Origin of the sequence: Bacillus sp. AFS098217, from assembly GCF_002551815.1 — a bacterium.
In the GTDB taxonomy this organism is placed as follows: domain Bacteria; phylum Bacillota; class Bacilli; order Bacillales; family Bacillaceae_G; genus Bacillus_A.
Genome location: NZ_NVPR01000042.1, coordinates 1 through 26,464, shown reverse-complemented (window position 1 = coordinate 26,464; position 26,464 = coordinate 1). Strand labels below are relative to the sequence as shown.

Sequence of the window (26,464 nt, the reverse complement as noted above, 5' to 3'; positions counted from 1 at the left end):
ATCTATATCGTATGCAATTATGCATATCCAATTTTAGGTAATTATTTGTTTATCTTTTTATTTAAAAGTATATCTTTATAGGCATGTAATTCTAATAAATCGAAAAAGAAATAAGCTTTTTCATAAGATGAACGAATTTCTTCCTCTGTATATTTTAATTTTTCAAGACACTCACCTTTTTGATAATATAGTTGTCCAATCAACACCATACTGTTAATTCGACAAGAGATTTCGATCGCCTTTTTAACTTGGTAAAGAGCTTCCTCATATTGATTATCTCTATATAATGCCTTAGCATGATTATATCTAACCTTCACAACAAACTCTTCATTGCTATGCAGGGATTCTAATTGTTTCAATATATCCTCAAATAACTCAATACTCTTTTTGAAATATCCATTCTCCGCATAAATATTAGCGATAGCATTTTCTATGTACAAGTTTTGAAACATGTCGATTCCTACTAATTGTTGATGCAGTAATTTTTTTAATTCCAAAATACAATATTCATAATTTATCTTTTTTAACATATATGCTGCTATATGGTACTGCCAATGAAGAAATTGTTGAAATTCAGGATGACATTCATCCTTTTTTAATTCAGTCCAAACCTTATCATAAATTTCCTTATACTTCTTTTGCTTACACAATAATATAATATGATCCTTGAATTGCTTCTTTCTTTCAATATCAGAATAAATGAGAACTTCATAAAAATGAATTATGGGAACTTGTAATTTCGCTGCGATTCCTTGCAGTATATCCATACTTGGATATACTGCACCTGATTCAATTCTACTTACTTCCGATTGATGACATATATTATCAGATAACTGTTTTTGCGTTAAACCCCTCATCATTCTAATCTTCTTTATTTCGCTTCCTAACTTTTCTGCATGCATGTTTGCTCACCATCCCATTACAGTAATCTAATTTTTCTAAGTGGTCATACCACTACAATAATTCTTTTTCGACAATTTTTGATATGAAATAATGCATAATATATATATAATTCAGCAGATTTTTCATACAATTCACCTCATACGAATACAAGATTAGGAGTGTTAGAGATGAATTATAAAAAAATCGCTAGTGCTTTTGTTGCTTTTGGTCTTCTCTGCCCTTTATCAACAGAAGTGATTCACGCCCAAGAAGTTGATAAAAAGGAAGTAAAAGTTGAAATTGCTCAACCCGGTTTAACAATCGGAACGTTAACAGAACCGCAAAATGATACGAAAGAAAATATTGCAAAAAAATACTTAAAAGGTGAAGTACACGGGGCCAAAGCACAGCAAGACCAAGTTACCACTGACAAAAACGTTGATTTTCAACCTACAAACAAAGAAACAAAAGAAAATCAAACAGAAATACGTCTTGCACAAACATATAAAAATTACAAAGTATACGGTCAAGATCTCATTGTTAAAGTAGATAAAAATGGAGTAATTACGACTGTTAGTGGTAAAGTAGCCCAAAATTTAGAACAACACCCTAATCTTACTATAACAAATTTTTTGTCGAAAAATGAAGTGAAATCTACATTACGTAATACTCTTCAAGTTCCAGATAATGCAGTAGAAAAAGAATTTTCTAGTGAAACTTTCGTTTATACGAAAAAAGATGGAAATTATACATTTGCAGAGGTAATGACATTTACATATGAAAATGATGCTCAAATTATAAACGGTCACGCAATCATTGATTTAAAAAATAGTGACGTACTCTTCCAAGAAAAATTTATTAAAAATAAAGAAAATAAATCTATTAATCAAGTAACAGCTCCTCGGTTATCTCCAGCTAAAGAACAAGGAACCGGCATAAATGCACTACAAGAAAATGTATCGTTTCATATCGCAAAAGGAACTGATGGAAAATTTTATTTAGCTGATCTATCTCGCGGAAATGGTATTTACATTTACAATGCAAATTATGCAGATGCAATGGATGGAACAAGTCAAGCTGGTTACCCAGGTACACTTATCTCTAGTAACACCGCTAATTTTACAGACAAAGAAGCAGCTGGTGTAATGAAAAATATGAGCAATATTTACGATTACTTTAAGAAAGAACATAATTTAAAAAGCTATGACAATAAAGATTCAAAAATCATTGCTAGTGTACATGGATTTGATTCTGCTGATGTGAAGGGTGGCATTAAAGAAAACTATGTGAATGCATTTTGGCATCCAGTTTGGAATCAGATGGTATTTGGTGATGGTCTAAACGGAAAATTAACATCTGCTTTAGACGTAACAGCTCACGAATTTGGACATGCCGTATTTAGTGGTGCAACAAAAAATAAAGTCGTAAGATATCCAAATCTTGAAACAGATGCCCTTAACGAAGGTCTGGCCGATTTCTGGGGTACACAGATTGAAATTTATGTAAAAAAAGATAAGGGAAATTGGATAATGGGGGACAGTTTAGATGAAGTAACCCGAGATATTCCAAATGAAATCGGTGACCATGGACGTAAACTATATACAAATTTACAAGACTTTTATAACGATGGAAATAATCAAGAACCTCATGTAAATTCAGGCATTATTAGTCATGTATTATACCAATTGGCTGAAGGCAAAACATACAACGGTGTATCTGTTCAGAAACAAGGAAACAACAAAGTAAGTAAAGTCGTTATGCGCGCTCTACAAAACTATGCAACTTCAGCAGAAGATTTCGAGTCACTTCAATCTCACATTGTACAAGCTGCTAAAGATTTATATGGTAATACAACTGCAGCAGAGTTTGAAAAAGCATTCCAAGCACACGGATATAAACCTTTAACAAACATAAATAAAGTGGTAGAAGTACAAAAAGAAAACTAATATATACATCAATTAAAAAACCGACAAAAACTCCTCTTTTCAGGTGGGAGAAAGCATCTGGCCATGCATAGAAGCGGTCATGACCTTTTTCTGCCACATGCGAAGTAAAAGCAGAAAGAGCAACCGAGTGTAGGTTACTTTTTGCTCTGCATAACAGGGATTTAGATGTCGAAAAATTAAAATGGATTTATATAATAAAAAAAGATGTTTTACCAATATATCTGGTAAACATCTTTTTTTATATCCATCCCTTTTCCTCTGCAATCGTGATGGCTTCAATTCTGTTTTTAGCATCTAGTTTTGTTAATACCTCTGAAATATAATTTCGCACTGTACCAGGTGAAAGATAAAGAGCCTTCGCGATTTCATTTGCTGTTTTTCCTTCTTTCGCTAATAAAAGTACTTCTTTCTCACGATCTGATAATGGATTTTGTTCTTGCCATAACCCAAACATTAATTCAGGGGAAATCTCTCGTTTCCCCTGCATTACATTACGGATTGCGGCTGCTAAATCTTCACTTGGGCTATCTTTTAATAAATACCCGTGAACCCCCGCTTTCATTGCTCTTTCAAAATATCCTGGACGTGCAAATGTCGTTAAAATCATTACCTTACATGATGATTTTTTCTTCTGCAATGTTTCAGCAACATCTAAGCCACTTTGAATCGGCATTTCAATATCCATAATACTAATGTCTGGCTGTAATGATTCAATTAACTTTAAAGCCTCTTCCCCATTTGCCGCTTGTCCAACTACTTCAATATCATCTTCTAAATCAAGCAGGGCTCCTAGTGCCCCGCGAAGCATTCGTTGATCTTCAGCAATAATAATTCGAATCATGCCCTCACCTCATCTTTTCCTGTTCTAATTACGATCGGAACTTTTACCGTTAAAAGCGTCCCAGGATGTGCCGCGCCTAGCTCAATTGCCCCATCAATAAGTGCAATTCGTTCTTTCATACCGCGAATGCCATTTCCATCATGACTTTGCCCTTGTAATCCCACACCATTATCCTTAACTTCCAAAATAAGTTCTCCTTGTGCTTCAAATATAGAAACTGTACACATCGTCGCCTTACTATGCTTGACAACATTTGTTATAGCTTCTCTTAAACACATACCTAAAATATTTTGTTCAAGCGGTGACAATGTACTAGAACTCGCCTTCTGTTCTACTTCTAGCGTAATATTAGCCGCTTGCAAAATTGCCTTTATTTGATCAAGCTCTTCCTCAACCGTAATCATCCGCATATCAGAAATTAATTCACGAAGCTGCTTTAAAGCTGTACGTGATGTTTGTGTAATCTCCTTTGCTTCTACACTTGCACGCTCTGGATTTTTCACAATCAACTTCTCAACAAGCTGACTTTTTAGAGTAATAAGAGATAACGTATGCCCTAACGTATCGTGAAGGTCTCTCGCGATTCGCTGACGCTCTTCACGTTTTACTAGTTCTTTAATTTGTTCGTTTGCTTGATTTAATTGATTCTTTAGCATCTTTTTTTGATTAAAATTACGCATTCCAAATGGTGTAAGGAGCATTAAAATAAACATTGGAACTATATTAACTAAACTTGTAGTTGTTAGTTGCTTAAAATATACAAATATAAAGGCCCCAAGCATTACAATTAAAAGGCCGAACAATACTTGAAATACTTTTTTACTTGGTGCAAATCCCATTGCACTTGCCGTAAAAAAGCCAAAAAAGATCATAAAAGGATTATAAAATAAAGCAAATAAAAATATGAATAGCATTTGAATACACGCCCATAAAATAAACGTCTTATTCACAAAATAAAGTTGACGGTATGTGACGACGAAAATCATCAACATACCGATCCCTATTAAAAGCTTCCATCCTGATACTTGCGTTAAATTGTAAATCGGGAATAACAGATACACAAACCACATATAGGGGAAAAACCCCATATGTTTCGGAAAAATCTCAAACTGCTTCTTCTCTATCATTTATACCGCTTCCTGTCTCTTTCTTATATATATTGATATTACAACAAATATAAGGAAATAGCCTCCTAAAATCGCGATATTTTCCCATCCTATCGATTTCCCAGCAACAATATCCCATGCGCCGCTTCCAAAATGATATGTCGGTGTCCATTCTCCAATAGATCTTAATACTTTCGGAAATACTTCAATTGGCATCCATAAACCGCCTAGAACTGCTAAACTCATATTTAAAATGTTAGCAAGCCCCGCAGCTGCGTCTGCTTTCTTAATTGAACCAATAACTGTTCCTAGCGCTAAAAATGGTGTAACCCCTAATAATAACCATAATCCAGCACCAATCCATTGCCCAACTGTTAACGATACGTCATTAATTAATATCCCTGCAATAAAGATCACGAGTATTGAAAAAGCATTTACCACTGTTTGAGAAATAATTTTAGCCGTTAAATACGCTCCCTCTGGAAGTGGAGTAATCTTTAAAAGGTGTGTCCACCCTTGCCCTTTTTCCTGAGAGATTCTCACACCGAAACTAAAAAGTGCAGTCCCTACTATACTGAAAGTTGCCATTGAAATTAAATAATGCGCTTTCCATGCATCTCCGTTTTGCGGTACTTGAATAACATTTGTAAAAATGTAATAAAACATAACTGGCATTAATAATGAGAAAAAGATAAATAATTTATTGCGGAATGTACGTAAAATCTCTATTTTGCATTGCATCCATAATGCTTTCATGCGATTCCCTCCTTCTGATTTGCGACAAATTGTTCAAAAGCTTCATCAAGACTTCCTCGTTCAACTGAAATATCGGTAACAGGTAAATCTTTCTTAAAGATTGCTTGCAACGTAGCATCCGTATCATCTGTTGTTAAAATAACGCGCCCTTCATGAGACTGCACTCCTGTTACATGTGGTAATTCCTTCAACAGGCCTGTAGGAATTTTTTCTTTCGAATAAAATGAAATTGTTTTTCGAGAAATCGTTGCTTTCATTTCCTCTGGTGTACCATCTGCAATAATCTCTCCGTTTGCAAACAATAAAATCCGATCTGCTAGTGCATCCGCCTCTTCTAAATAATGCGTTGTCAAAATAATCGTTTTCCCCTCACTTGCTAGCTTTCGAATCGTCTCCCAAAATGTTTTTCTAGATGTAATATCCATTCCTACAGTCGGTTCATCTAAAAATAATAAATCTGGATTTCCAGCAAGCGCGAGTGCAAAATTTAATCTTCTTTTTTGACCGCCTGATAATTTTTCACATCTCTGTTTTCTTTCTGACTCTAAGTTTGATAGCTGAAGTAATGTTTCTTTCGCAATTGGATTTGTATAATAACTGCGAAATAGCTCAATTGCTTCCTCCACTGTTATGCTATCAATAACACTTACTTCCTGTAACATTGCACCAAGGCGATTACGAACACTTCGATGTTTTGGACTCTTTCCAAATATCATGATGCTTCCTTCTGACGGATCTTTTAACCCAAGCATCATCGAAATCGTTGTTGTTTTCCCTGCACCATTTGGTCCAAGAAGTGCAACAATTTGCCCCTTCTCTACATGAAATGAAACGTTATTTACTGCTTTTTTATGTTTAAATGTTTTTGAAACACCATTTACTTCAATAATCTTTTCCATCTCTCCACCCCCGCCGTTTCTTATATTTACATTGTATACACTGGAAGAGTTAGGAAACAGTATGATGCGTCATGACATGCATATGACAATTGTCATGTATTTCCTATTAGAGGAATCAACTTGCATATCGCACGCAAGTAGCAGGACAAAAATAAACATGATACAATCGTGTAAGATAGATATTCGAGGAAGGACAGTGGTTTTCATGATTATTCGTAATGAACAAGATTTAGAAGGTTTACGAAAAATCGGCCGTATCGTTGCACTTGCACGCGAAGAAATGAAAAAACAAGCGAAGCCAGGCATGACAACGAAAGAGCTTGATTTGATCGGTAAAAAAATATTAGATGAGCACGGTGCTATTTCTGCACCTGAAAAAGAATATAATTTTCCGGGTGTAACTTGTATTAGTGTGAATGAGGAAGTTGCCCACGGTATTCCAAAAGATCAAGTATTAAAAGAAGGCGATTTAGTAAACGTTGACGTATCTGCAGCACTTGACGGCTATTATGCAGATACAGGTATTTCTTTTGTTCTTGGACAAGATGAAGAAAAGGAAAAACTTTGCCAAGCTGCAGTAGATGCATTTTGGGCAGCAATGAAAAAAGTAAAAGCTGGTTCAAAACAAAACCAAATTGGTCGTGCTGTTTCTAATTTCGCACATAAAAATGGCTATGCAGTCATCCAAAACTTAACTGGACACGGAATTGGTCTTAGCCTACACGAAGCGCCAAATCACATTTTAAGCTATTATGATCCAATGGATAATGCGCTTCTGAAAGACGGTCTTGTTATCGCTGTAGAACCATTCATCTCTATGAAAGCTGACCATATCATCGAACGCGGTGATGATGGCTGGACATTCGTAACACCAGATAATAGCCTTGTTGCACAGTGTGAACATACAATTGTTGTAACGCGCGGCGAACCAATTATCTTAACAGAACTATAATCAAAAACACAGAATTATAGTGATCTTAACAAAATAAAAAGATGATACCTCAAAGTATCACCTTTTTAACGGGAGGAGACTGTTCAAATGATGAACAGTCCCCTCTTTTTATATGGATGCCTTACATATATCACTGATGATAATCATGAAATGTGGGAACATGATTATCACGCTCACAAGGTTCAAGCAATAAGAAAAAGAAATCCTAAGCTGGAGGATCTCTTTTCTTTACATAATCTAAAGTTTGGGTACACTAGATTCATGCAATTTAGGGACTTTCAAAGTAGAAAGCGAACCTTTATCTAAAATAATAGCATACATATCCCTGCTTAAAATATGCAAATATGCATATTTTAAGTCCTCAATGGGATTGATTGAAAATACCAAAAAGTATATATACACCAATTTAAAAACCGACATAAAACCCCTCTTTTTAGGTGGAAGAGAGCATCTGGCCATGCATAGAAGCGGTCAGGGCCTTTTTCTGCCACATGCGAAGTAAAAACAGAAAGATCAAATGAGGGTAGGTTACTTTTTATTCTGCTTAGCAGAGATTTAGATGTCGAAAAGTTAGAATAGATTTATATAGAATAGAGTCGTTATCCGTCTTCTTTTGTCAGCCAAGGACAATAGAAGCATGAGAAAGAAAAAAGCAAAAAAAGAGACCGCGAGCGATCTCTTTTTTGCCTCTACTTTTCTTTATTACATTTTCTCCGGCGCAGATACTCCAACTAATGATAATGCATTTTGAAGTGTGATGCGCACTGCACGCATTAAGTCGTAACGAGCTTTACTTAATTCTAAGTTATCTTGGTTTAATACTTTTTCTGCATTGTAGAAGCTGTGAAGCGCTGCTGCTAACTCAAATGCATAGCTTGTAATGCGATGTGGCAGACGTTTTTGCGCTGCTTCTGCAACTGCCGCTGGGAATTCACCAAGCTTTTTCAGTAAATCTACTTCTTTTTCAGAAGTAACAAGTTTGTAATTTACATCACCGCCTGCAGCTAATCCAAGTTCTTCACCTTGGCGAAGGATACTGCATACGCGTGCATGAGCATATTGTGCATAGTATACAGGGTTTTCATTAGATTTTGATACAGCTAAGTCCATATCAAAGTCTAAGTGAGAGTCACCACTACGCATTGCAAAGAAGTAACGCATTGCATCCACGCCTACTTCTTCCATAAGCTCACGAAGTGTAACTGCTTTACCTGTACGCTTACTCATTTTTACTTTTTCACCGTTTTGGTATAGTTGTACCATTTGGATGATTTCTACTTCAAGCGTTTCTTTATCGTAACCAAGCGCTTGGATTGCCGCTTTCATACGAGGAATGTAACCGTGGTGGTCAGCACCCCAAATGTTGATTAATTTATCAAAACCACGCTCTAATTTATCACGGTGATACGCGATATCTGGCGTTAAGTATGTGTAAGAACCATCGTTTTTAATTAACACACGGTTTTTATCATCACCATAAGTCATAGAACGGAACCAAGTCGCTCCATCTTCTTCAAATATTTCATCGCGCTCTTTTAATACTGCAAGAGCCTCATCAATTTTTCCGTTTTTGTATAGTGATGTTTCAGAGAACCATACATCAAACTTAACACGGAAGCTTTCTAAGTCTTTTTGCAGTTTTGCTAGTTCATATTTCAAACCGTACTCACGGTAAAATTCATAGCTTTCTTTCTCATCAGCTTTTGCATAACGATCGCCAAACTCTTCTGCTAAACGTTTTCCGATTCCAACAATGTCCGCACCATGGTAACCGTCTTCTGGCATTTCTTTTTCTAAACCTAACGCTTGCATGTAACGAGCTTCAACAGAAAGAGCTAAGTTATGAATTTGGTTACCAGCATCGTTAATATAATATTCACGAGATACATCGTATCCTGCTTTTGCTAATACGTTACATAATGTGTCACCTACTGCTGCTCCACGTGCATGTCCTAAGTGAAGGTCACCTGTTGGGTTTGCAGATACGAACTCAACTTGTACTTTTTCACCTTTACCAGTGTTTGTCTCACCGTAAGCTTCACCAGCTTTAACAATTGTTGGGATTAAATCTGTTAAGTAGCTGTTATCCATGTAGAAGTTAATAAAACCAGGACCAGCAATTTCAATTTTTTCAATAGAAGCTTTTGCTTTATCGAAGTTTGCAATTAACTCTTCTGCGATCATACGAGGTGCTTTTTTCGCAACACGTGCAAGTTGCATTGCCATGTTTGTAGAGAAATCACCATGTGTTTTATCTTTCGGAGATTCTAATACAACGTTTGGAATTTGTTCTTCTGTTGCTAATTCTGCTTTTAATACTGCAGCTTTAATTTCTTCTTTGATCAATCCTTTTACTTGTTCTAAAGAATTCATTATTTTGCCTCCTTCAAATTAATCGTAATTGTATATCGGCCCGCTTCTTGTTCACTTAGAAGCAATGCATACGTTAAAAAGAGTTGTCCTTTTTTCTTCTCGTCCGACCATTTAAAAAGAACATTATCAGTTTTCGTTTGCAATGCAAACGTACCAAGTTCACTCGTATACGTACCAGTTGTCCATTCACCTTTTGCATGTATTTGACGCATGGAAACGGCACCTGAACGCATGATGAGAACTTGTTCACCTTGAATTTTGATGATTGTCTTTACTTCGCCTTGTTCGTTCGGCTCTTGAAACGTTACATATGTACTTTGACCTTTTACATAGTATTGACCATTTGCGTCAAAAGCAATTGTTTCCTTTCGTGCCCCTTCACGGATTTCTGTTACGAAATGAACGTGTACTGGCAAGCCTGCAAGTTGTTTCTCCACGTCTTGCACACCTTTCAATATGTTATAGATATTAGATAAAGTTTATAATAAATCACTTTTCCTATCATATCAAAAAAAGCCTATGTCTGTCTGCTGAAAAATCAGGAAAACTCTGTTACAAAAAAACAATTTATAAAGTTCTATCTTCTATGATAAAATATCTTTTAAATCAAAATTTTCTTTCATTTAAAGGGGGGCTCCAAATGATTCCACCAAAACTAAAACAAGGTGATGAAATTCGAGTTATTTCACCTGCCTGTAGTTTAAGTATTGTTTCCGATTATAATCGTGATCTTGCTATTAAGCGGCTCACAGATATGGGCTTTCGTATTACCTTTTCAAAAAACGCTGAAGAAATTGATCGTTTTGCTTCTTCTTCCGTTTCTTCACGAGTGCAAGACCTCCATGAAGCTTTCGCCGACTCCAATGTAAAAGCAATTTTAACAACACTTGGAGGATATAATTCCAACGGACTGTTACAGCATATAGATTATGACTTAATTCGCAAGAACCCTAAAATTTTCTGTGGTTATTCTGATATTACTGCTTTAAGCAACGCTATTTATACAAAAACAGGTCTCATTACATATTCAGGACCTCACTTCTCTTCATTTGGAATGGAGAAAGGGCTTGATTATACAGTAGATTACTTTTTAACATGCATGACTTCTGCAGAACCTATCGAAATACATCCCGCTGAAACGTGGAGCGATGACCCTTGGTATATTGACCAAGAAAATCGAACTTTCTTCCAAAATGAAGGATATGTTTCTATACATGAAGGTGAAGCAATTGGAGAAATTGTTGGTGGTAATATGAGTACCTTTAATTTACTACAAGGCACATCATATATCCCGAACTTACGAGATAAAATATTATTTTTAGAAGAAGATGCTCTCACAGGAAAAGCCACGGTTAAAACTTTTGATCGTTACTTACACTCTCTCATTCAACAACCAGATTTTGAACATATAAAAGGCATTGTGATTGGAAGACTGCAAAAAGGATCTGAAGCTGTCATAGAAGATATCCAAGAAATAATTTATTCAAAACAAAAACTTTCCCACATTCCTGTAATTGCAAATGCCAACTTTGGACATACAACACCGATTTTTACTTTCCCAATTGGTGGACGCGTAAAAATTATTTCCAGCCAAACGCACACATCCATTACACTTTTAACACACTAAAAAAGGAGCGAATCATTCGCTCCTTTTATACTTTTTGCAATTGCTTTAAGGCTTTTTCTGGAACTTCTTCTTTTGAAATTTCAGCCCAGCTTTTTCCTTGCATTCCCTTCGCATAAATTTTTATAAAAGTACCTGTATGTAATTGACGATTCACCATTTTTTTGATGACTTGCGGCTTTCCATCCTCTGTATATCCTTTAAATGTATACAAATATTCATCGTCTTTTTTCTCACCCTTATTTATAACCGCGTAATAATCTTGTATCTCTTTATTTGAAAAGAAATTATCGACAAAAGCCCCGACACCTTCTGTTTTTGTTTGCAAATAATATGCCGTACCACCTAAAAGGATAGCAAAAACGGCTAAAACCCGAATTACCAATTTCATATATGCGCCTCCTGTTGATATATCTTTTGATCCGTTACATACTCATATCCGTATTATACGGGAAAGGGGATACTATACTCTATTGAAATGTATTACATTTTCCTTACACTATCGTAAGAAAAATGCTCTTTGTAGTATTTTCCTAATAAAAAATTTTTCCATTCGAGCAAATTCTGTATTATTATTGAATAATACAAATTTTTATAACAAATATCAAAAAGGAGACAGTTTTCAAATGGCTATCTTGCAAGGTTTAGCACTACTACTTGTTGTACTTTTTCTTTTCACGCTCTTTAGTTACCGTGCTCCTTACGGAATGAAGGCAATGGGTGCTTTAGCTAACGCTGCAATCGCAAGCTTCCTTATTGAAGCATTTCACCGTTATATCGGTGGCGAGATGTTTCATAACAGCTTTTTGCAATCGGTTGGGGAAGCCTCCGGTAGTATGAGCGGTGTCGCAGCTGCCATTTTAGTGGCACTCGCAATTGGTGTATCCCCCGTATATGCTGTTTTAATTGGGATTGCCACTAGTGGATTTGGTATTTTACCAGGCTTTTTCGCTGGATATGTTTGCGCCTTTGTCGTAAAATTCCTCGAAAAGAAATTGCCAGCTGGTGTAGAATTTTTAGCAATCTTATTCATTGCAGCACCACTTTCACGCGGAATGGCCATGCTTATGGATCCCGTTGTAAATGCAACACTTGGAAAAATCGGCTCTATTATTTCAATCGCAACTACAGAAAGCCCGGTTATTATGGGGATTATGCTTGGCGGGCTCATCACAGTTATCTCTACATCTCCATTAAGCTCCATGGCACTAACTGCTATGTTAGGACTAACAGGCTTACCAATGGCTATTGGTAGTCTTGCAGTAGCGGCCTCTGCTCCAATGAACTTTATTTTCTTTAAACGTTTAAAGATTTGTTCAAAGAAAGATACAATTGCGGTAGCAATTGAACCATTAACACAAGCTGATGTTGTCGCAGCAAATCCAATTCCAATCTATACGACAAATTTTGTCGGTGGTGCACTTGCTGGTATTATTACATCCTTATTCCAGCTGGTAAACAATGCCCCTGGTACAGCATCACCAATTCCAGGACTTCTGGTTCTCTTTGGATTTAACGATGTAATGAAAGTAGCAATTGCTGCTGTACTATGCGGAATCGTCACTACAATCATTGGCTATATCGGAACAATCGTTTTCCGCAAATATCCAATTCGTTCTGCTGATGAAATTCGCGGCATCACTTCAAAAGAAAAAGCTGCATAGGAAAAAGGAGCTAGTCTCAAATAATGAGACTAACTCCTTTTTTCTTATAAGCATATATCGAACTTTGCAGAAGCATCGATATATGAGATACGAGCCGCTTCCGCTTTTACTTTTATCCAGCTACGCCTCCTAGACCCTTGCGTCTAAGAACCTTCCCTGCCAAAAGGTAAAGAGCACCTTTTGCAGGAAAGAACCTTAGCCACCTGGCCTAAATAGTCGGCTTCGCTTTTACTTTACCCAACCAAGCAGCATTTCCCGCACGAATTTGCTTGCTGCGATTGGTGTTTGATCACTATGGTCGTAGATTGGAGCTACTTCTACTAAATCCGCTCCGACTACATTTATATCTGAATTTGCAATTGCTACGATGGAATCTAATAATTCTTTAGATGTGATACCGCCAGCTTCTAATGTTCCTGTTCCAGGAGCATGTGCTGGATCCAATACGTCGATGTCAATTGTGACATAAACTGGGCGTCCTGCAAGTTTTGGCAATACTTCCTTTAACGGTTCTAACACTTCAAATTTATATAAATTCATGCCCACTTCTTTTACCCATTCAAATTCTTCTTTCATACCAGAACGAATCCCGAAAGAATATACGTTTTCCGGACCAATCAAATCACATACTTTACGAATTGGCGTAGCATGGGATAAAGGCTCTCCTTCATATGACTCACGTAAATCAGTATGAGCATCCATATGAATGATTGCTAAGTCCGGATATTTTTTTGCCATCGCCTTAAAAACTGGCCAAGACACTAGGTGCTCACCGCCAAGACCTAGTGGAAACTTACCGGCATCTAATAGTTTTGTTACATATTCTTCAATCATGTCTATACTGCGCTGTGGGTTTCCGAATGGTAGCGGAATATCACCAGCATCAAAATATTTTACTTCTTCTAGTTCACGATCTAAATATGGACTGTATTCCTCTAGCCCAATTGATACTTCACGAATACGTGCAGGGCCAAAACGAGAACCTGGACGGTAACTTACTGTCCAATCCATTGGCATCCCGTAAATAACTGCCTCTGCCTCTTCAAAACTTGGATGACTTTTAATAAATACTTTACCTGAATAAGCTTCATCAAAACGCATATTCTTTTCCTCCTTATGTGGAACCTAAGGTATCCCAACCTTTCATTATTTCTCAAATTTGGAGCGCTGTGCTCCTCTTTCTCGATTTACCTCAATCTTCTTTTAGCGACGAGAAGATTATTTTATTTATCGAAGTGTAAGTAGCTAGCATGCTCAAATCTTTTGGACGCGCACCTTAAATGAGCTACTTACACTTTCATCTATTGTCCAGCTATAGCGGCTAGAATACTCCGTGGCTTCGCTTCTTCTGCGAGGCAAAAAACGCCTCTACGTCTGAAGCTCCATCCCCCTCCTATTCTGAACGAGCCGCTTCCACTTTTCTATTTAATTAAATCCCCAACGAATTTTGGTAATACAAATGCTGCTTTATGCATTTCTTTTGTGTAATATTTTGTTTCGATTTCGTGGAAACGCTCTTCACTTACTTCTAATGGATCATGCTTTTTAGATCCAATTGTGAATGTCCAAAGTCCACTTGGATACGTTGGAATATTTGCAGTGTATAGACGTGTAATTGGGAAAATTTCTTTTACGTCTTTAAACACATTTGAAATTAATTCCGGTGTAAACCAAGGGTTGTCCGTTTGTGCAACGAAAATACCGTCTTCTTTTAATGCTTTAGAGATTCCAGCATAAAATCCTTTTGTAAATAAGTTTACTGCTGGCCCTACTGGCTCTGTAGAGTCAACCATGATTACGTCATATTCGTTTTCGCTTTCTGCGATGTGTAGGAAACCGTCGCCTACTTTCACTTCAACGCGCTCATTATCTAACGCACCTGCAATTGATGGTAAGTACTGTTTAGAGTACTCGATTACTTTACCATCGATTTCAACAAGCGTTGCTTTCTTTACGCTTGGGTGTTTTAACACTTCACGAATAACACCACCATCGCCGCCGCCTACAACTAATACATTTTCAGGGTTTGGATGCGTAAATAAAGGTACATGAGCTACCATTTCATGATACACAAACTCATCCTTTTCCGTTGTCATAACCATGCCATCTAAAATAAGCATGTTTCCGAATTCTTCCGTTTCAACCATATCAAGCTTTTGAAATTCTGTTTGCTCCGTATGTAACGTGCGGTTAATACGCGCCGTAATTCCAAAATGTTTTGTTTGTTTTTCAGTGAACCATAGTTCCATCGTACAATCACGCCTTTCGCTGCAAATTTATAATAGGACATCATTAATGTCCCCTAACAAAAATAAAACAAAACATACAAAAAGTATAGTTAAAAGTACAAAAATACCGAAAATACATTTTAGTCAGACCGTTTTTGTTTGTGTATAAAGAAGATTCCTTCTATGACAACAAAGAAAACCCTTTCTTAAGAAAGGGCTTTTGTCTCTCCTTTTGTGTCCTCTAAAAATTTATTTGCGCGCTCTAAACTATTCTCTAATTCTGCTTTCACGCGCTGCATTTGCTTCATTTTTATATCTAGTGTTTGCACTTGATTCTCGAGCATGTTCTTAATTTCTTGAATAACTTCACGATCACGTGGATTATCACTATTTCGCCTTTGCTCCATGCGCTCTTTTAATGATAAGAAATGCTGCATTTCTTGAAGGGTGATTCCTAGCACTTCTTTTGCTTCTACAATTTTTTTAATACGTACAATGTCCTCATCTGTGTAAAGACGAATATTCCCTTCACTACGCTCTGGCGGATGAATTAAACCAATTTCCTCATAATAACGAAGTGTACGTTTTGTTAATCCAACTTGCTTTGTTACTTCATCAATTTTATACATGTTTATTCCTCCTCTCATTACATTATTATATTTTACGTTAACGTTAACTTTAATGCGAGTATTATATGTAAATGTTTGTCATATATATAAATCCATTTTAATTTTTCGACATCTAAATCCCTGCNNCACCTAAAAAGAGGGGTTTATGTCGGTTTTTTAATTGATGTATATATAGATTGTATTTTTTTTATAGCAGTTTCATAATGGAAGAAATGAAACGATAAGGAGATTCTTAGATGAAAAAACCACTTATTTTTGCCCATCGCGGAGTTAAAGGAACACACCCAGAGAATACAATGATTGCGTTTCAAGAGGCCGAGCGTATTGGTGCTGATGGCATCGAACTTGATGTTCACCTTTCAAAAGATGGGGAGCTTGTTGTCATTCATGATGAAACGGTTGATCGTACAACAAATGGAGTGGGACTTGTTTCTGAAAAGACAGTGAAAGAATTACAAGCTCTTGATGCTGGTAGCCATAAAAATCCTTCTTTTCACGAAGCAAAAATTCCAACATTACGTGAAGTATTCACTTGGCTCTCTACAACAAATTTGCAATTAAATATCGAATTAAAAACAGATGTCATTCACTATCCAAAGATCGAAGAAAAAGTTGTCGAGCTTGTACATGAGTACCATTTATCGAATCAAATTATATTTTCATCATTTAATCATGATTCTGTTTCCGTGCTTGCAAAAATTGCTCCTGAAATTCCGAGAGCTATTTTATACGATGAACCCCTTGCTGATCCAATTGCTGAGGCAAAAAAACGAGAAGCAGCTGGATTACATCCTAATTTCCGGCTGTTAACAAAGGAATTTGTTCAATCAGCCCAGCAGCAAGGATATGTCTTCCGTCCTTATACAATCAATGAATATAAAGATTTACAAACCATGATTGATTACGGCATAGACGTTATTATTACAGATTGGCCTATGCGCGCTTTTGAGCTCCTTTCTTAATTGGAAGGGCTCTTTTTCATTTTGCACACTTCGTTGTTTAAAATACGAAAAAACCCTCAATACTAGTAAAAGTATATGATGAGGGGATGAAAAAGATGGACCAAACTGTGAATCCAAAACTAAAAAAATATAAACGTCTTTTCTTCACCGCACTTTTTTCATGTGTTCTTTTGTTCGTTTTTTCCTTTTTTATTATCATTATAGCGGCAAAAATTATGGGGCCTCCTCCTGTTGCGGTTCCACAAACGAGCTTCTTCTACGCTAATGATGACACTGTTATGGGACAAAGCAATGGCATACAAAAACGCTATAACGTCTCACTTGAACAAATTTCTCCTTACGTTAAAGATGCAACACTTTCCATTGAAGACCAAAGATTCTATCACCATCATGGTTTCGATATAAAGCGAATTGCCGGTGCAATCATTGCAGATATAAAAGCAATGGCAAAGGTACAAGGTGCTAGTACGATTACACAGCAATACGCTCGTAATCTGTATTTAGATCATGATAAGACATGGAAACGTAAATTATTAGAAGCAATGTATACCATTCGACTTGAAGTCAATTATAGTAAGAATCATATTTTAGAAGGATATTTAAATACGATTTATTACGGGCACGGCGCTTACGGTATTGAAGCAGCTTCTCGTATGTATTTCAATAAAACAGCAAAAGACTTAACATTAGCAGAAGCTAGTATGCTCGCTGGTGTTCCAAAAGGGCCTAGCCTGTATTCACCTTATTTAAAGGAAGCACGGGCGAAACAAAGACAATCACTTATTTTAGATGAGATGGTCGAGCAGGGCTATATTACAAAAGAGCAAGCATCCTCTGCAAAAAAAGAGAAGCTTGCATTTGCTTCATTAGATACGAAAGAAGTCGCAGAAGTGGCGCCTTATTTTCAAGACGCTGTACAAGCCTCTCTCCTTCACGATGCTGGGCTCGATGAACAAGCATTACAGCGCGGTGGACTTCGCATTTATACAACACTAGATCCAAAGCTACAAGCAATAGCGGAGCAATCCATTAAGGATAATATTCCAGAAACAACGGATATACAAACGGCTCTTGTCTCAATGAATCCGAAAACGGGAGAAGTAGCGGCCCTTGTAGGTGGAAAGGATTATGAAGCAAGTCAATTTAACAGAGCGATTCAAGCTGCTCGTCAACCAGGTTCCACTTTTAAACCATTTCTATATTACGCTGCATTAGAAAAAGGATTTACACCAGCAACCCGTTTAAAGAGTGAATATACCGTGTTTACATTAGGAGATGGTGTTTCTAAATATAAACCGAAAAACTATAAAGACTATTATGCGGATGATTTTGTTACAATGGCACAAGCCCTCGCGGTATCAGATAACGTATATGCTGTAAAAACAAATTTATTTTTAGGGGAAGATTCTCTCACAAAAACAGCGAAACAATTTGGTATTACAAGTTCATTAAAAGATGTCCCATCCCTTGCCCTTGGTACTTCTCCTGTAAAACCAATTGAAATGGTTAATGCCTATAGTATGTTTGCCAACGGAGGAAAACAAATAAAACCGACCTTTATTCGCCGCGTTGTCGATCACGAAGGAAACATTTTATACGATGCGCATTTAGAGAGTAAACAAGTACTCGATAAAAATAATACGTTTGTCATGGAAGAAATGATGACGGGTATGTTTAATCAAAAGTTAAGTGGGTATGCTTCTGTGACAGGGCAATCACTCCTTCCAAAGCTATCGCGCACATACGCAGGAAAATCTGGCTCCACTGAAACGGATAGCTGGATGATTGGTTTCACGCCGCAGCTCGTAACAGGCGTCTGGGTCGGATACGACAAGCCGAAATCTATTTCCAATCCAGCCGAACAGGGCTATGCCAAGAAGATTTGGGCTGATACGATGGAAAAAGGATTAGACGGTCAGCCTAAAAAAGAATTCAAACAACCAAGTGATGTTGTGGCTTTAGACATCAATCCTGAAAATGGGAAAATCGCAACAAAAGGATGCCCTACTTCTGTAAAAATGTATTTCACAAAAGGAACAGAACCGACTGAATATTGTATGGATCATGTCGATGATAAAGAAGAATTCGAGAAGGCTGGAAAAGAGAAGAAAAAGGACAGCTGGTGGAAAAAGTATTTTCCGTGGTAAATTTGTACCATCATTATATCGGTACCTAAGCAATATGCAGCATAAATAATAAAACAAAGGCTACCAGGAATACCCCTGGTAGCATAAAAAGTTTCCCCCGATTCATGATTCATGAGGGCTGATAAATCAGCGGGGAATTTTAAAAAAACCACTGATTAAAGTTTCACTTTATTCTCCTAATAATGCATGACGCAATTCTTCACTAGATTCGTTCCAAATTGCTTCATTATGTTCTTTTAAGAACGTTCCAAGCACCTTTTTAGACGCATCATCCATATGGTCAACCATGATGTGACGCTTTAATGATTTATCCATCTTGTTCACGTGCTCTGGAAGTGACTTATAACCACGGCGAATTTCACGATCAACTGTCATCTCACAAGCTGTTACACCTGCATAATAAGCACCTTTTGCCGTTCTTTCAATCGTTACCCATACAAGCCAATATGGCTTTCCGTTTGGAACTTCATCCTTATTTGTTAAGAATTTAATTCCCTTTTCTACAGTGCTACGCGCATGCATTGCGCCAATATCAACGAATGCATTTTGCTCTAATACATCTACGAAAACAGGTGAAATATTTTCTAAGCTTAACGCTCCAACACCAAAGCCACCATGCCCATCTGTTGAATCGTTCTTCACGATATTAAAACCAATTTTTTTCTTTTTCTCTGTCATATGTAAACTCCTCCTCACTCATGTATTACATTAACCCAAATATAGGCGCAATGATACTTTGTAAAAACCCATACACATACGGGATTACTACATTGAAAATGGGTTGAATTGTATAATTACTAAGTGGTGTAATAACAAGAATTAATAACGCAATTGATCCATATTTTTCATACTGGGTCATTTTCGTACGAACATTTGCTGGTGCTAAGTCTTCAATTACACGATACCCATCGAGCGGCGGAATCGGTAATAAATTGAAAACAAGTAACACAATATTAAGGAAAATAAAAATTTGGAAGAATTGACCTAATGTATCTGCCACCGCAAATGGAATAGCATTTAGTACTCCAAACTTTAACAAACTGCACCAAATAATTAAACCGATAGCACTTAGGATTAGATTACTAATCGGTCCTGCAATAGAAACTAGTACACCAGCAAGACGTGGTTTTTTGAAATTATACGGGTTAACAGGTACTGGACGTGCCCAACCAAAACCAAGAATTAATACAGCAATCAGCCCGATTGGATCTAAATGAGCCATTGGCGATAATGTTAAACGGCCCTGTCTTTTCGCTGTATCATCACCAAACTTATATGCAACATATGCATGTGCAAATTCATGTACAGATAACGCAATAATAATCGCCATTGCTACCAGTGGAATTTGGTGCAGTGGATATCTAAATAACTGATCCATACTTCATCTCCTCTTCATTCTGTCAAAAAAAGAAAATATTTGTTTTTTCGATTGTTCTTCCTTAGAATCCGTTATAATAAGATTGTAACTTACATAAAAGGAGCGATTGTACATGCCATACGTAACAGTGAAAATGTTAGAAGGACGCACAGAAGAACAAAAGAAAGCTCTTGCTGAGAAAGTAACTGCAGCAGTAAGCGAAACAACTGGTGCTCCTGAAGAAAACATCGTTGTTTTCATCGAAGAAATGTCTAAAAATCATTATGCAGTTGGCGGAAAACGCTTAAGCGACAAATAATTTTAGGTTTCTTTAATAAGAAGCAGTCCTGAGGCTGCTTCTTATTTCTTTCCTTCTAATAGCTGAATAATTTTTTCTTTATATTTCCCTTTCCTTCCACCTTCATAGATTAAATCATGTGGATAAAACAACTTTTGATCCGTTCTCTTCTTACCAGTAATCGCCTCGACAATATCCGATTCACGAGAAAGCTCCCTGAGCTCTCCGTTTGGCATAAGAAGTAAGATTGGAAGGCGTTCTTCTTCTTCTCCTGCTCGGTAAAAGTCATACGGTAAATCCGATGTTGAATCAACAACTAAATAGTATTCTGGATCAAGTCCAATCTTTTTGAATAGACTACTTAATTCCATCCAATTATCTAAACCATGTTTCTCTGTGAACTCTACGTATTTAAAGAGATTTCGATTCATAAAGCGACGACATAAATCGCTTAAAATTTGATCGTCTTCATCTTGCCATACTTGGAAGTAGTAATACATTACGTTCTCATCTAACTTTAAATAATCCTCTACTGTTACTTCTTCTTCAAATAAAGAATAGAAATGAACAGGGTGATACTTAAATGTGTAATACTGCTCATGCAATGTTTTTGCACGGTGTAAAATTTTTGTTAAAATCACTTCAGCACTCCGCGTTACTGGGTGAAAATACACTTGCCAGTACATTTGATAACGACTCATAATATAATGCTCAACAGCATGCATACCGCTATTTTTAATGACAACTTGATCGCCATATGGACGCATAACACGCAGCATACGCTCCATATCAAAATTCCCATACTTTACGCCAGTAAAATAAGCATCTCGCAATAAATAATCCATACGATCTGCATCAATTTGGCTTGAAATCATACTAATAGCTAATTTATTATTAGAAGTCTTAGCAATGACATCTGCCACCTTCTGCGGAAACTCACGGTCCACACGGCTTAACACATCATTGATTTCCGTATTACCAACAATAATTTTTTGAGTAAACTTCTCATGATCTAATGAAAAAACCTTTTCAAACGAGTGAGAGAACGGGCCGTGGCCAACATCATGAAGTAATGCTGCACATAAACATAACAATCTATCTTCTGCATTCCAATTTGGCCTACCATCAAATACATCATCAATCATACGACGAATAATCTCATATACACCTAATGAATGAGTAAAGCGACTATGTTCCGCACCGTGAAATGTAAAAAATGTCGTTCCAAGCTGCTTAATACGGCGCAGACGTTGGAATTCTTTCGTTCCGATTAAATCCCAAATCACGCGATCACGCACGTGTACATATTTATGTACTGGGTCTTTAAACACTTTTGTTTCGCTGAGTTTGTCATTTAAATATACCATTGACATCCCCCTTTCTTTACTGCATTCTTACTTCATTATAAACGAAATAGGAAAGAGAAAGAAATGAAAGACTATATAAAGTAAAACTTTAATCAGTGGGGATTCTTCATCCCCACTGATTATTAGTTGAACCAATCGGGCTTTTACGGGCAGTTTATCGCCCACCTAACCTCTTTGCTTTCGACGAATTTTGAGGTGGGAGTATTACTGCCCGTTAATGCGGGATAAATCCCCTAATATAAAGAAAATCACCTTTACCAAAGCAAAAGTGATTTTCTTTATATATTATTTTCCTAAAACAAAATCAGCAACTTCGTCTAAGACCATTTCTTTACCAAGCGGGAAGTATCCTTTGTTTAGGTCTTCATTCTTGATTGTAAATACGCGGTTGTTCTTAACAGCGTTCATGTTCTTCCAAATTGTTTCTTCTTGGAATTCTTTTAAGCGTTGAGAACCATCGCCAGTTGTAAATACGAATAAGTAATCTGGGTTGTAATCGATTAATGCTTCTTTTTGTACTTGTACGAGCGGTTTGTCAGTTGGTGTACCTTGAACCGCTGGTAATTGTAAGTCTTTGAAGATTACGCTACCGTAACCATAGTCACCATATACGCGGAATGCATTTGGATATGCAGCCATTTCCATGAATTTCGCATAGCCAGTTTTTGCAATGATTTTATCATGTAATTTGCTTGCTTTTTCATCATATTTCTTCAACCATGCTGTTGTTTCTTTTTCTTTATCGAAGATTTTACCTAGTTCTTCAAACTTTGGACGCCATTGATCTAGTGGAGTTTTTAACATGACTGTTGGCGCAATTTTAGATAATTGATCATAAATTTTTTCTTGACGATTGTTCACAAGAATTAAATCTGGTTTTGCAGCCGCTACTGCTTCAATGTTAATTTGGTCACCCCAAGCAGAGCCAACTGGTTTTACACCTTTTAATTTATCAGCAATATGTGCATCGATTTTTTCTTGGGTTGTGTTTGCAGTAATGATTGGTTTCATGCCAAAGATTAACAATTCTTCTGTTGAACCACTAAGGTCAGCAATTTTCTTTGGATTTGCAGGAATTTTAATTTCCCCTTTTGCATGTTGTACAGTGCGCTCTTCAACCTTCGCATCCGCCTTCTTTTCTTCTTTCTTATTGGAAGAACAAGCTGCAAATAGCACAGAAGTAACTACTAGTACCATTGCTAGTAATGCTGCTTTGAATCTCTTCATAATTTCCACTCCTTCTGGATATATTTCTCTTACAAGTTGTATATAACTATAAGAAACTACAAACAACCTTAAATTGTTATATATTTATTAATTGTTGTATGCAACCCGTCCTAACGGGCGTTCAACTTCCCATCTCGAATGAGAAGCTCAACGTCCATTAGAATGGTCCCTCCTATTAAGAGTAGGAGAGGAATCATTCATCTATGCTTTCTTACGCAATTGATTATTAATCATCATTAAATCGTATGTTAAACAAATCGGTTTACAGTTCACCGGACATGGAACAATTTGTGCTTCAATTTCAAACACTTTACGAAGTGTTTCACTTGTCATAACTTCATCTGGTGTTCCTTGTTTCATTAGCTTGCCAGCTTTTAATGCAATCATATGATCTGAAAAACGAGATGCATGATTTAAATCATGGATAACCATAACGATTGTACGTCCTTCTTCTTGATTTAACTTCTTCAATAAATTTAATACTTCAAGCTGATGAGCCATATCTAAGTATGTTGTCGGTTCATCTAGCACAAGTAAATCCGTTCCTTGCGCAAGAGCCATTGCAATCCATACACGTTGACGTTGACCACCTGATAAAGCTTCCGCTGGACGGTTTGCAAATTCAGTCATCCCAGTTACTTCAAGTGCCCAGTGAATGTAACGATAATCTTCTTCTTTCAACGTGCCAAATCCCTTTTGATGAGGAAAACGACCATACGAAACAAGTTCAAATACAGTAAGACCTGTTGGCACTTCTGCAGTTTGTGGTAAAATCGCCATTTTCTTTGCGATTTCTTTTGTTGACTGCTTCTCAATTGCTTTCCCATCAAGATAAACAGTGCCTCGTTTTGCCTTCAAAATACGAGAAGCTGTTTTTAACAACGTTGATTTCCCGCAGCCATTTGGTCCAATAATCGTTGTAATTTTCCCTTCTGGAATTTCCACCGATAATCCGTCAATAATTAACCCTTCATTATAGCCAACAGATACCGAATCAACCGCTAAAGTTGCCATACAAAAAGCCTCCCTTTATTTTGTCCTCATAAGTAAATAAATGAAATATGGTGCACCAATTGCAGAGATAACAAGGCCGACTGGTATTTCTGACGTCGTTAGTACACTTCTTGAAATCAAATCTGCAAATAGCAGCAGAAATGTTCCAATTAATGCCGCTGTCGGCAACATAATTTGATGTTTTCCACCGACAAGGCGCCTCGCTAAATGCGGTGCCATTAAACCAATAAAACCAATTCCACCCGCAACCGCCACAGATGCACCTGCTAAACAAACTGCAATAAATAATAATTTACGTCTTTCTTTTTCTACATTTACCCCAAGACCAACCGCGGCTGAATCTCCTAGGTTCATTACATTTAGCACATGCGCTTTACGAATCGCGAGTGGTAAAAAGATGAGCATCCATGGAAGTACACTTAATACAAACTTCCAATCTGTTCCCCATAAACTACCTGCTAACCAAATCGTTGCAAAGCGGAAGTCATTGGATGTCATTTTCATCGAAAAGATTAAATTAACAGCACCAAATCCAGCTGCAACTGCAATACCAACAAGTATTAAACGAGTTGATGAAACGCCGTCTTTCCATGCCAGCACATAAATAATAACTGCTGCTAATATGGCACCGACCAATGCGAAAAATGGAAGAATGAATACAGATAAAAGCGTACCAGTCCCAACTTTTCCGAAAAAGAAATATACGAAAACGACAACCGTTAATCCTGCCCCAGCGTTAATACCGATAATGCCTGGATCAGCGAGTGGATTTCGTGATAATCCTTGCATAATTGCACCTGATACAGCTAACGCTGAACCAACTAAGATAGCAATGACCATACGTGGCATACGAAACTCAAATAAGATAACTGATTGCTCTTCAGCACCTAATCCAACCAATGATTTCAATACATCTATTGGTGGTATTTTATATGTTCCCGTATTTAAGCTAATCAGAAATACGGAAAAAATTAATCCGGCTAAAATTGCTAAAATTGTAATGTTCTTTTTTGTTAAGACACTCATCCTCACATTTTTCCTCTCCCTTCATTACGAGCTAAGTAGAGGAAGAATGGGACACCAATTAATGCAGTAATCGCTCCGATTGGTGTTTCAAATGGTGGATTAATAATTCGCGATAACATATCAGCACATTCAATTAGCAACCCACCTAATACAGCTGAACATGGAATAACCCACCTATAATCTGATCCAACAAGAAAACGCGTCATGTGCGGAATGACAAGTCCAACAAATCCAACTGATCCTGCCATTGATACGGCTGAACCTGTTAGCACAAGAACGAGCACTGTTCCAATAAATTTGATAAGCGTTGTATTTTGACCAAGCCCAATCGCAATTTCTTCACCAAAACTCAAAATTGTAATATATCTCGACATCATAATTGCTATAACGAGACAAACCATTCCGATTGGCAATAACATATCAATACTTTCCCACTTCACACCAGAAACACCGCCTGCATTCCACATACTCACCTCTTGAGAAAGGTTGAAATACAAAGCAATTCCAGAAGAAACAGCACCAAGTAAAGCACTGATTGCCGCCCCAGCTAACGCTAACTTAACAGGTGTTAATCCGCCTGGTGAAGAAGCACCAATACCGTATACAATACTTGCACCAAATGCTGCTCCAACGAAAGAAGCAATAACAAACATTAAATATGGCGAATTGGGGAAAAATGCATACATAATTGCAATCCCAAACACAGCTCCATCAGTAATCCCCATTAATGATGGCGATGCGAGTGGATTTCGCGTCATCCCTTGCATAATTGCACCTGATACAGCTAAAAAAGCACCTGCGACCACGCCACCAATTGCTCTAGGCATACGAAGCTCCCAAATAACATTGTGATGTGTTAAAGACCCATCAAACTGAAAGACAGCTTGCCATACAGTCTTCAAACTAATATCTGCTGCTCCAAATGAAATAGAAACAGCCATGCTTAAAGCTAATAAAATTGTGCCCGCTATTAAAATAATAGAAGCAATGAGCGGTCTACTCTTAACCTCTTTGACATTCATTTCTTGTTGCTCTATACTCCTCGCGCTTGCTTCCATCCCTCAACCATCCTAACCAACAACGTATATTTAACAAAATGAGATTCATTCTCAATAAACACCAAAAAGAAAAGTGGGATTACCCACTATCCATTTTAATTTTTCGAC

General features: G+C 37.0%; 25 protein-coding genes. 7 read left to right on the top strand and 18 right to left on the bottom strand.

Annotation, left to right across the window (positions count from 1 at the left end):
* Positions 1 to 41: 41 nt before the first annotated feature.
* Entirely contained in the window at positions 42 to 902 is an 861-nt protein-coding gene (locus COO03_RS12180; protein WP_097897444.1) for a helix-turn-helix domain-containing protein, read from the bottom strand.
* Positions 903 to 1,070: 168 nt separating this feature from the next.
* On the opposite strand from COO03_RS12180, the gene COO03_RS12175 reads away from it, so the two are divergent.
* Positions 1,071 to 2,828 carry a M4 family metallopeptidase gene (locus COO03_RS12175; RefSeq protein ID WP_097897443.1) on the top strand — a complete coding sequence of 586 codons (1,758 nt, stop codon included), beginning with the start codon at positions 1,071 to 1,073 and terminating at the stop codon, positions 2,826 to 2,828.
* A gap of 238 nt (positions 2,829 to 3,066) precedes the next feature.
* Here the strand turns inward: COO03_RS12175 and COO03_RS12165 are convergent, their stop codons facing one another.
* From COO03_RS12165 to COO03_RS12150, 4 genes are read right to left on the bottom strand one after another with little or no spacing between them, the layout of a single operon-like run.
* On the bottom strand, positions 3,067 to 3,669 hold the full coding sequence (locus COO03_RS12165) for a response regulator transcription factor (RefSeq protein WP_097897441.1): 603 nt from the start codon (positions 3,667 to 3,669) through the stop codon (positions 3,067 to 3,069).
* On the bottom strand, positions 3,666 to 4,796 hold the full coding sequence (locus COO03_RS12160) for a sensor histidine kinase (RefSeq protein WP_097897440.1): 1,131 nt from the start codon (positions 4,794 to 4,796) through the stop codon (positions 3,666 to 3,668). The genes COO03_RS12165 and COO03_RS12160 overlap by 4 nt, the downstream gene beginning before the upstream one ends.
* A complete protein-coding gene (locus COO03_RS12155) occupies positions 4,797 to 5,531 on the bottom strand; it encodes an ABC transporter permease (RefSeq protein WP_097897439.1) in 735 nt (244 codons plus the stop codon).
* Entirely contained in the window at positions 5,528 to 6,430 is a 903-nt protein-coding gene (locus tag COO03_RS12150; protein ID WP_097897438.1) for an ABC transporter ATP-binding protein, read from the bottom strand. Before COO03_RS12150 ends, COO03_RS12155 begins: the two co-directional genes overlap by 4 nt.
* 157 nt (positions 6,431 to 6,587) lie before the next feature.
* Here COO03_RS12150 and map point away from each other — a divergent pair, with 157 nt between their 5' ends.
* The gene (gene map, locus COO03_RS12145; RefSeq protein WP_097897475.1) at positions 6,588 to 7,382 is read left to right on the top strand and encodes a type I methionyl aminopeptidase; all 795 of its coding nucleotides are present in this window, start codon (positions 6,588 to 6,590) and stop codon (positions 7,380 to 7,382) included.
* Between the two features lie 702 nt (positions 7,383 to 8,084).
* On the opposite strand, the gene argS is transcribed toward map, so the two are convergent.
* Together argS and COO03_RS12130 are read right to left on the bottom strand one after the other, a co-directional pair.
* Positions 8,085 to 9,755 (bottom strand): arginine--tRNA ligase, encoded by a 1,671-nt coding sequence (argS, locus tag COO03_RS12135; protein WP_097897437.1) that lies wholly within the window; start codon positions 9,753 to 9,755, stop codon positions 8,085 to 8,087.
* Positions 9,755 to 10,192, bottom strand: a complete 438-nt coding sequence (locus tag COO03_RS12130; protein WP_097897436.1) for a DUF1934 domain-containing protein — start codon at positions 10,190 to 10,192, stop codon at positions 9,755 to 9,757. Before COO03_RS12130 ends, argS begins: the two co-directional genes overlap by 1 nt.
* A gap of 203 nt (positions 10,193 to 10,395) precedes the next feature.
* Here COO03_RS12130 and COO03_RS12125 point away from each other — a divergent pair, with 203 nt between their 5' ends.
* Positions 10,396 to 11,382: a S66 family peptidase gene (locus COO03_RS12125; RefSeq protein WP_097897435.1), complete on the top strand. Its 987-nt coding sequence runs from the start codon at positions 10,396 to 10,398 to the stop codon at positions 11,380 to 11,382.
* Positions 11,383 to 11,407: 25 nt separating this feature from the next.
* On the opposite strand, the gene COO03_RS12120 is transcribed toward COO03_RS12125, so the two are convergent.
* Complete coding sequence (locus tag COO03_RS12120) at positions 11,408 to 11,770, bottom strand: YxeA family protein (RefSeq protein ID WP_097897434.1); 363 nt, start codon at positions 11,768 to 11,770, stop codon at positions 11,408 to 11,410.
* Between the two features lie 235 nt (positions 11,771 to 12,005).
* Here COO03_RS12120 and COO03_RS12115 point away from each other — a divergent pair, with 235 nt between their 5' ends.
* Positions 12,006 to 13,043, top strand: a complete 1,038-nt coding sequence (locus COO03_RS12115; RefSeq protein WP_097897433.1) for a PTS sugar transporter subunit IIC — start codon at positions 12,006 to 12,008, stop codon at positions 13,041 to 13,043.
* 228 nt (positions 13,044 to 13,271) lie between these two features.
* On the opposite strand, the gene speB is transcribed toward COO03_RS12115, so the two are convergent.
* The 3 genes from speB to COO03_RS12100 form a co-directional block, all read right to left on the bottom strand.
* Positions 13,272 to 14,144, bottom strand: a complete 873-nt coding sequence (gene speB / locus COO03_RS12110; protein WP_097897432.1) for an agmatinase — start codon at positions 14,142 to 14,144, stop codon at positions 13,272 to 13,274.
* A 320-nt stretch (positions 14,145 to 14,464) separates the two neighbouring features.
* Positions 14,465 to 15,292, bottom strand: a complete 828-nt coding sequence (gene speE / locus COO03_RS12105) for a polyamine aminopropyltransferase (protein ID WP_097897431.1) — start codon at positions 15,290 to 15,292, stop codon at positions 14,465 to 14,467.
* A 185-nt stretch (positions 15,293 to 15,477) separates the two neighbouring features.
* Complete coding sequence (locus COO03_RS12100) at positions 15,478 to 15,900, bottom strand: MerR family transcriptional regulator (protein ID WP_097897430.1); 423 nt, start codon at positions 15,898 to 15,900, stop codon at positions 15,478 to 15,480.
* A 236-nt stretch (positions 15,901 to 16,136) separates the two neighbouring features.
* On the opposite strand from COO03_RS12100, the gene COO03_RS12095 reads away from it, so the two are divergent.
* Together COO03_RS12095 and COO03_RS12090 are read left to right on the top strand one after the other, a co-directional pair.
* Positions 16,137 to 16,862, top strand: coding sequence for a glycerophosphodiester phosphodiesterase (locus COO03_RS12095; RefSeq protein WP_097897429.1), 726 nt, complete (start codon positions 16,137 to 16,139; stop codon positions 16,860 to 16,862).
* Positions 16,863 to 16,957: 95 nt separating this feature from the next.
* Positions 16,958 to 19,009 (top strand): transglycosylase domain-containing protein, encoded by a 2,052-nt coding sequence (locus tag COO03_RS12090; protein ID WP_097897428.1) that lies wholly within the window; start codon positions 16,958 to 16,960, stop codon positions 19,007 to 19,009.
* Between the two features lie 168 nt (positions 19,010 to 19,177).
* On the opposite strand, the gene COO03_RS12085 is transcribed toward COO03_RS12090, so the two are convergent.
* The gene (locus tag COO03_RS12085) at positions 19,178 to 19,687 is read right to left on the bottom strand and encodes a YwhD family protein (protein WP_097897427.1); all 510 of its coding nucleotides are present in this window, start codon (positions 19,685 to 19,687) and stop codon (positions 19,178 to 19,180) included.
* Between the two features lie 25 nt (positions 19,688 to 19,712).
* Positions 19,713 to 20,387 carry a site-2 protease family protein gene (locus tag COO03_RS12080; protein ID WP_097897426.1) on the bottom strand — a complete coding sequence of 225 codons (675 nt, stop codon included), beginning with the start codon at positions 20,385 to 20,387 and terminating at the stop codon, positions 19,713 to 19,715.
* Positions 20,388 to 20,499: 112 nt separating this feature from the next.
* Between COO03_RS12080 and COO03_RS12075 the strand changes: the two genes are divergently transcribed.
* On the top strand, positions 20,500 to 20,685 hold the full coding sequence (locus tag COO03_RS12075) for a 2-hydroxymuconate tautomerase (protein ID WP_001147171.1): 186 nt from the start codon (positions 20,500 to 20,502) through the stop codon (positions 20,683 to 20,685).
* 41 nt (positions 20,686 to 20,726) lie between these two features.
* Here the strand turns inward: COO03_RS12075 and COO03_RS12070 are convergent, their stop codons facing one another.
* From COO03_RS12070 to COO03_RS12050, 5 genes are all read right to left on the bottom strand, one after another.
* Positions 20,727 to 22,031 carry an HD domain-containing protein gene (locus COO03_RS12070; RefSeq protein ID WP_097897425.1) on the bottom strand — a complete coding sequence of 435 codons (1,305 nt, stop codon included), beginning with the start codon at positions 22,029 to 22,031 and terminating at the stop codon, positions 20,727 to 20,729.
* A gap of 285 nt (positions 22,032 to 22,316) precedes the next feature.
* Positions 22,317 to 23,258 carry an ABC transporter substrate-binding protein gene (locus COO03_RS12065; protein WP_097897424.1) on the bottom strand — a complete coding sequence of 314 codons (942 nt, stop codon included), beginning with the start codon at positions 23,256 to 23,258 and terminating at the stop codon, positions 22,317 to 22,319.
* Between the two features lie 201 nt (positions 23,259 to 23,459).
* A complete protein-coding gene (locus tag COO03_RS12060) occupies positions 23,460 to 24,272 on the bottom strand; it encodes an ABC transporter ATP-binding protein (RefSeq protein WP_097897423.1) in 813 nt (270 codons plus the stop codon).
* Positions 24,273 to 24,287: 15 nt separating this feature from the next.
* Complete coding sequence (locus COO03_RS12055; RefSeq protein WP_097897422.1) at positions 24,288 to 25,304, bottom strand: FecCD family ABC transporter permease; 1,017 nt, start codon at positions 25,302 to 25,304, stop codon at positions 24,288 to 24,290.
* Entirely contained in the window at positions 25,301 to 26,356 is a 1,056-nt protein-coding gene (locus tag COO03_RS12050) for a FecCD family ABC transporter permease (RefSeq protein ID WP_097897421.1), read from the bottom strand. Before COO03_RS12050 ends, COO03_RS12055 begins: the two co-directional genes overlap by 4 nt.
* Positions 26,357 to 26,464 lie beyond the last annotated feature (108 nt).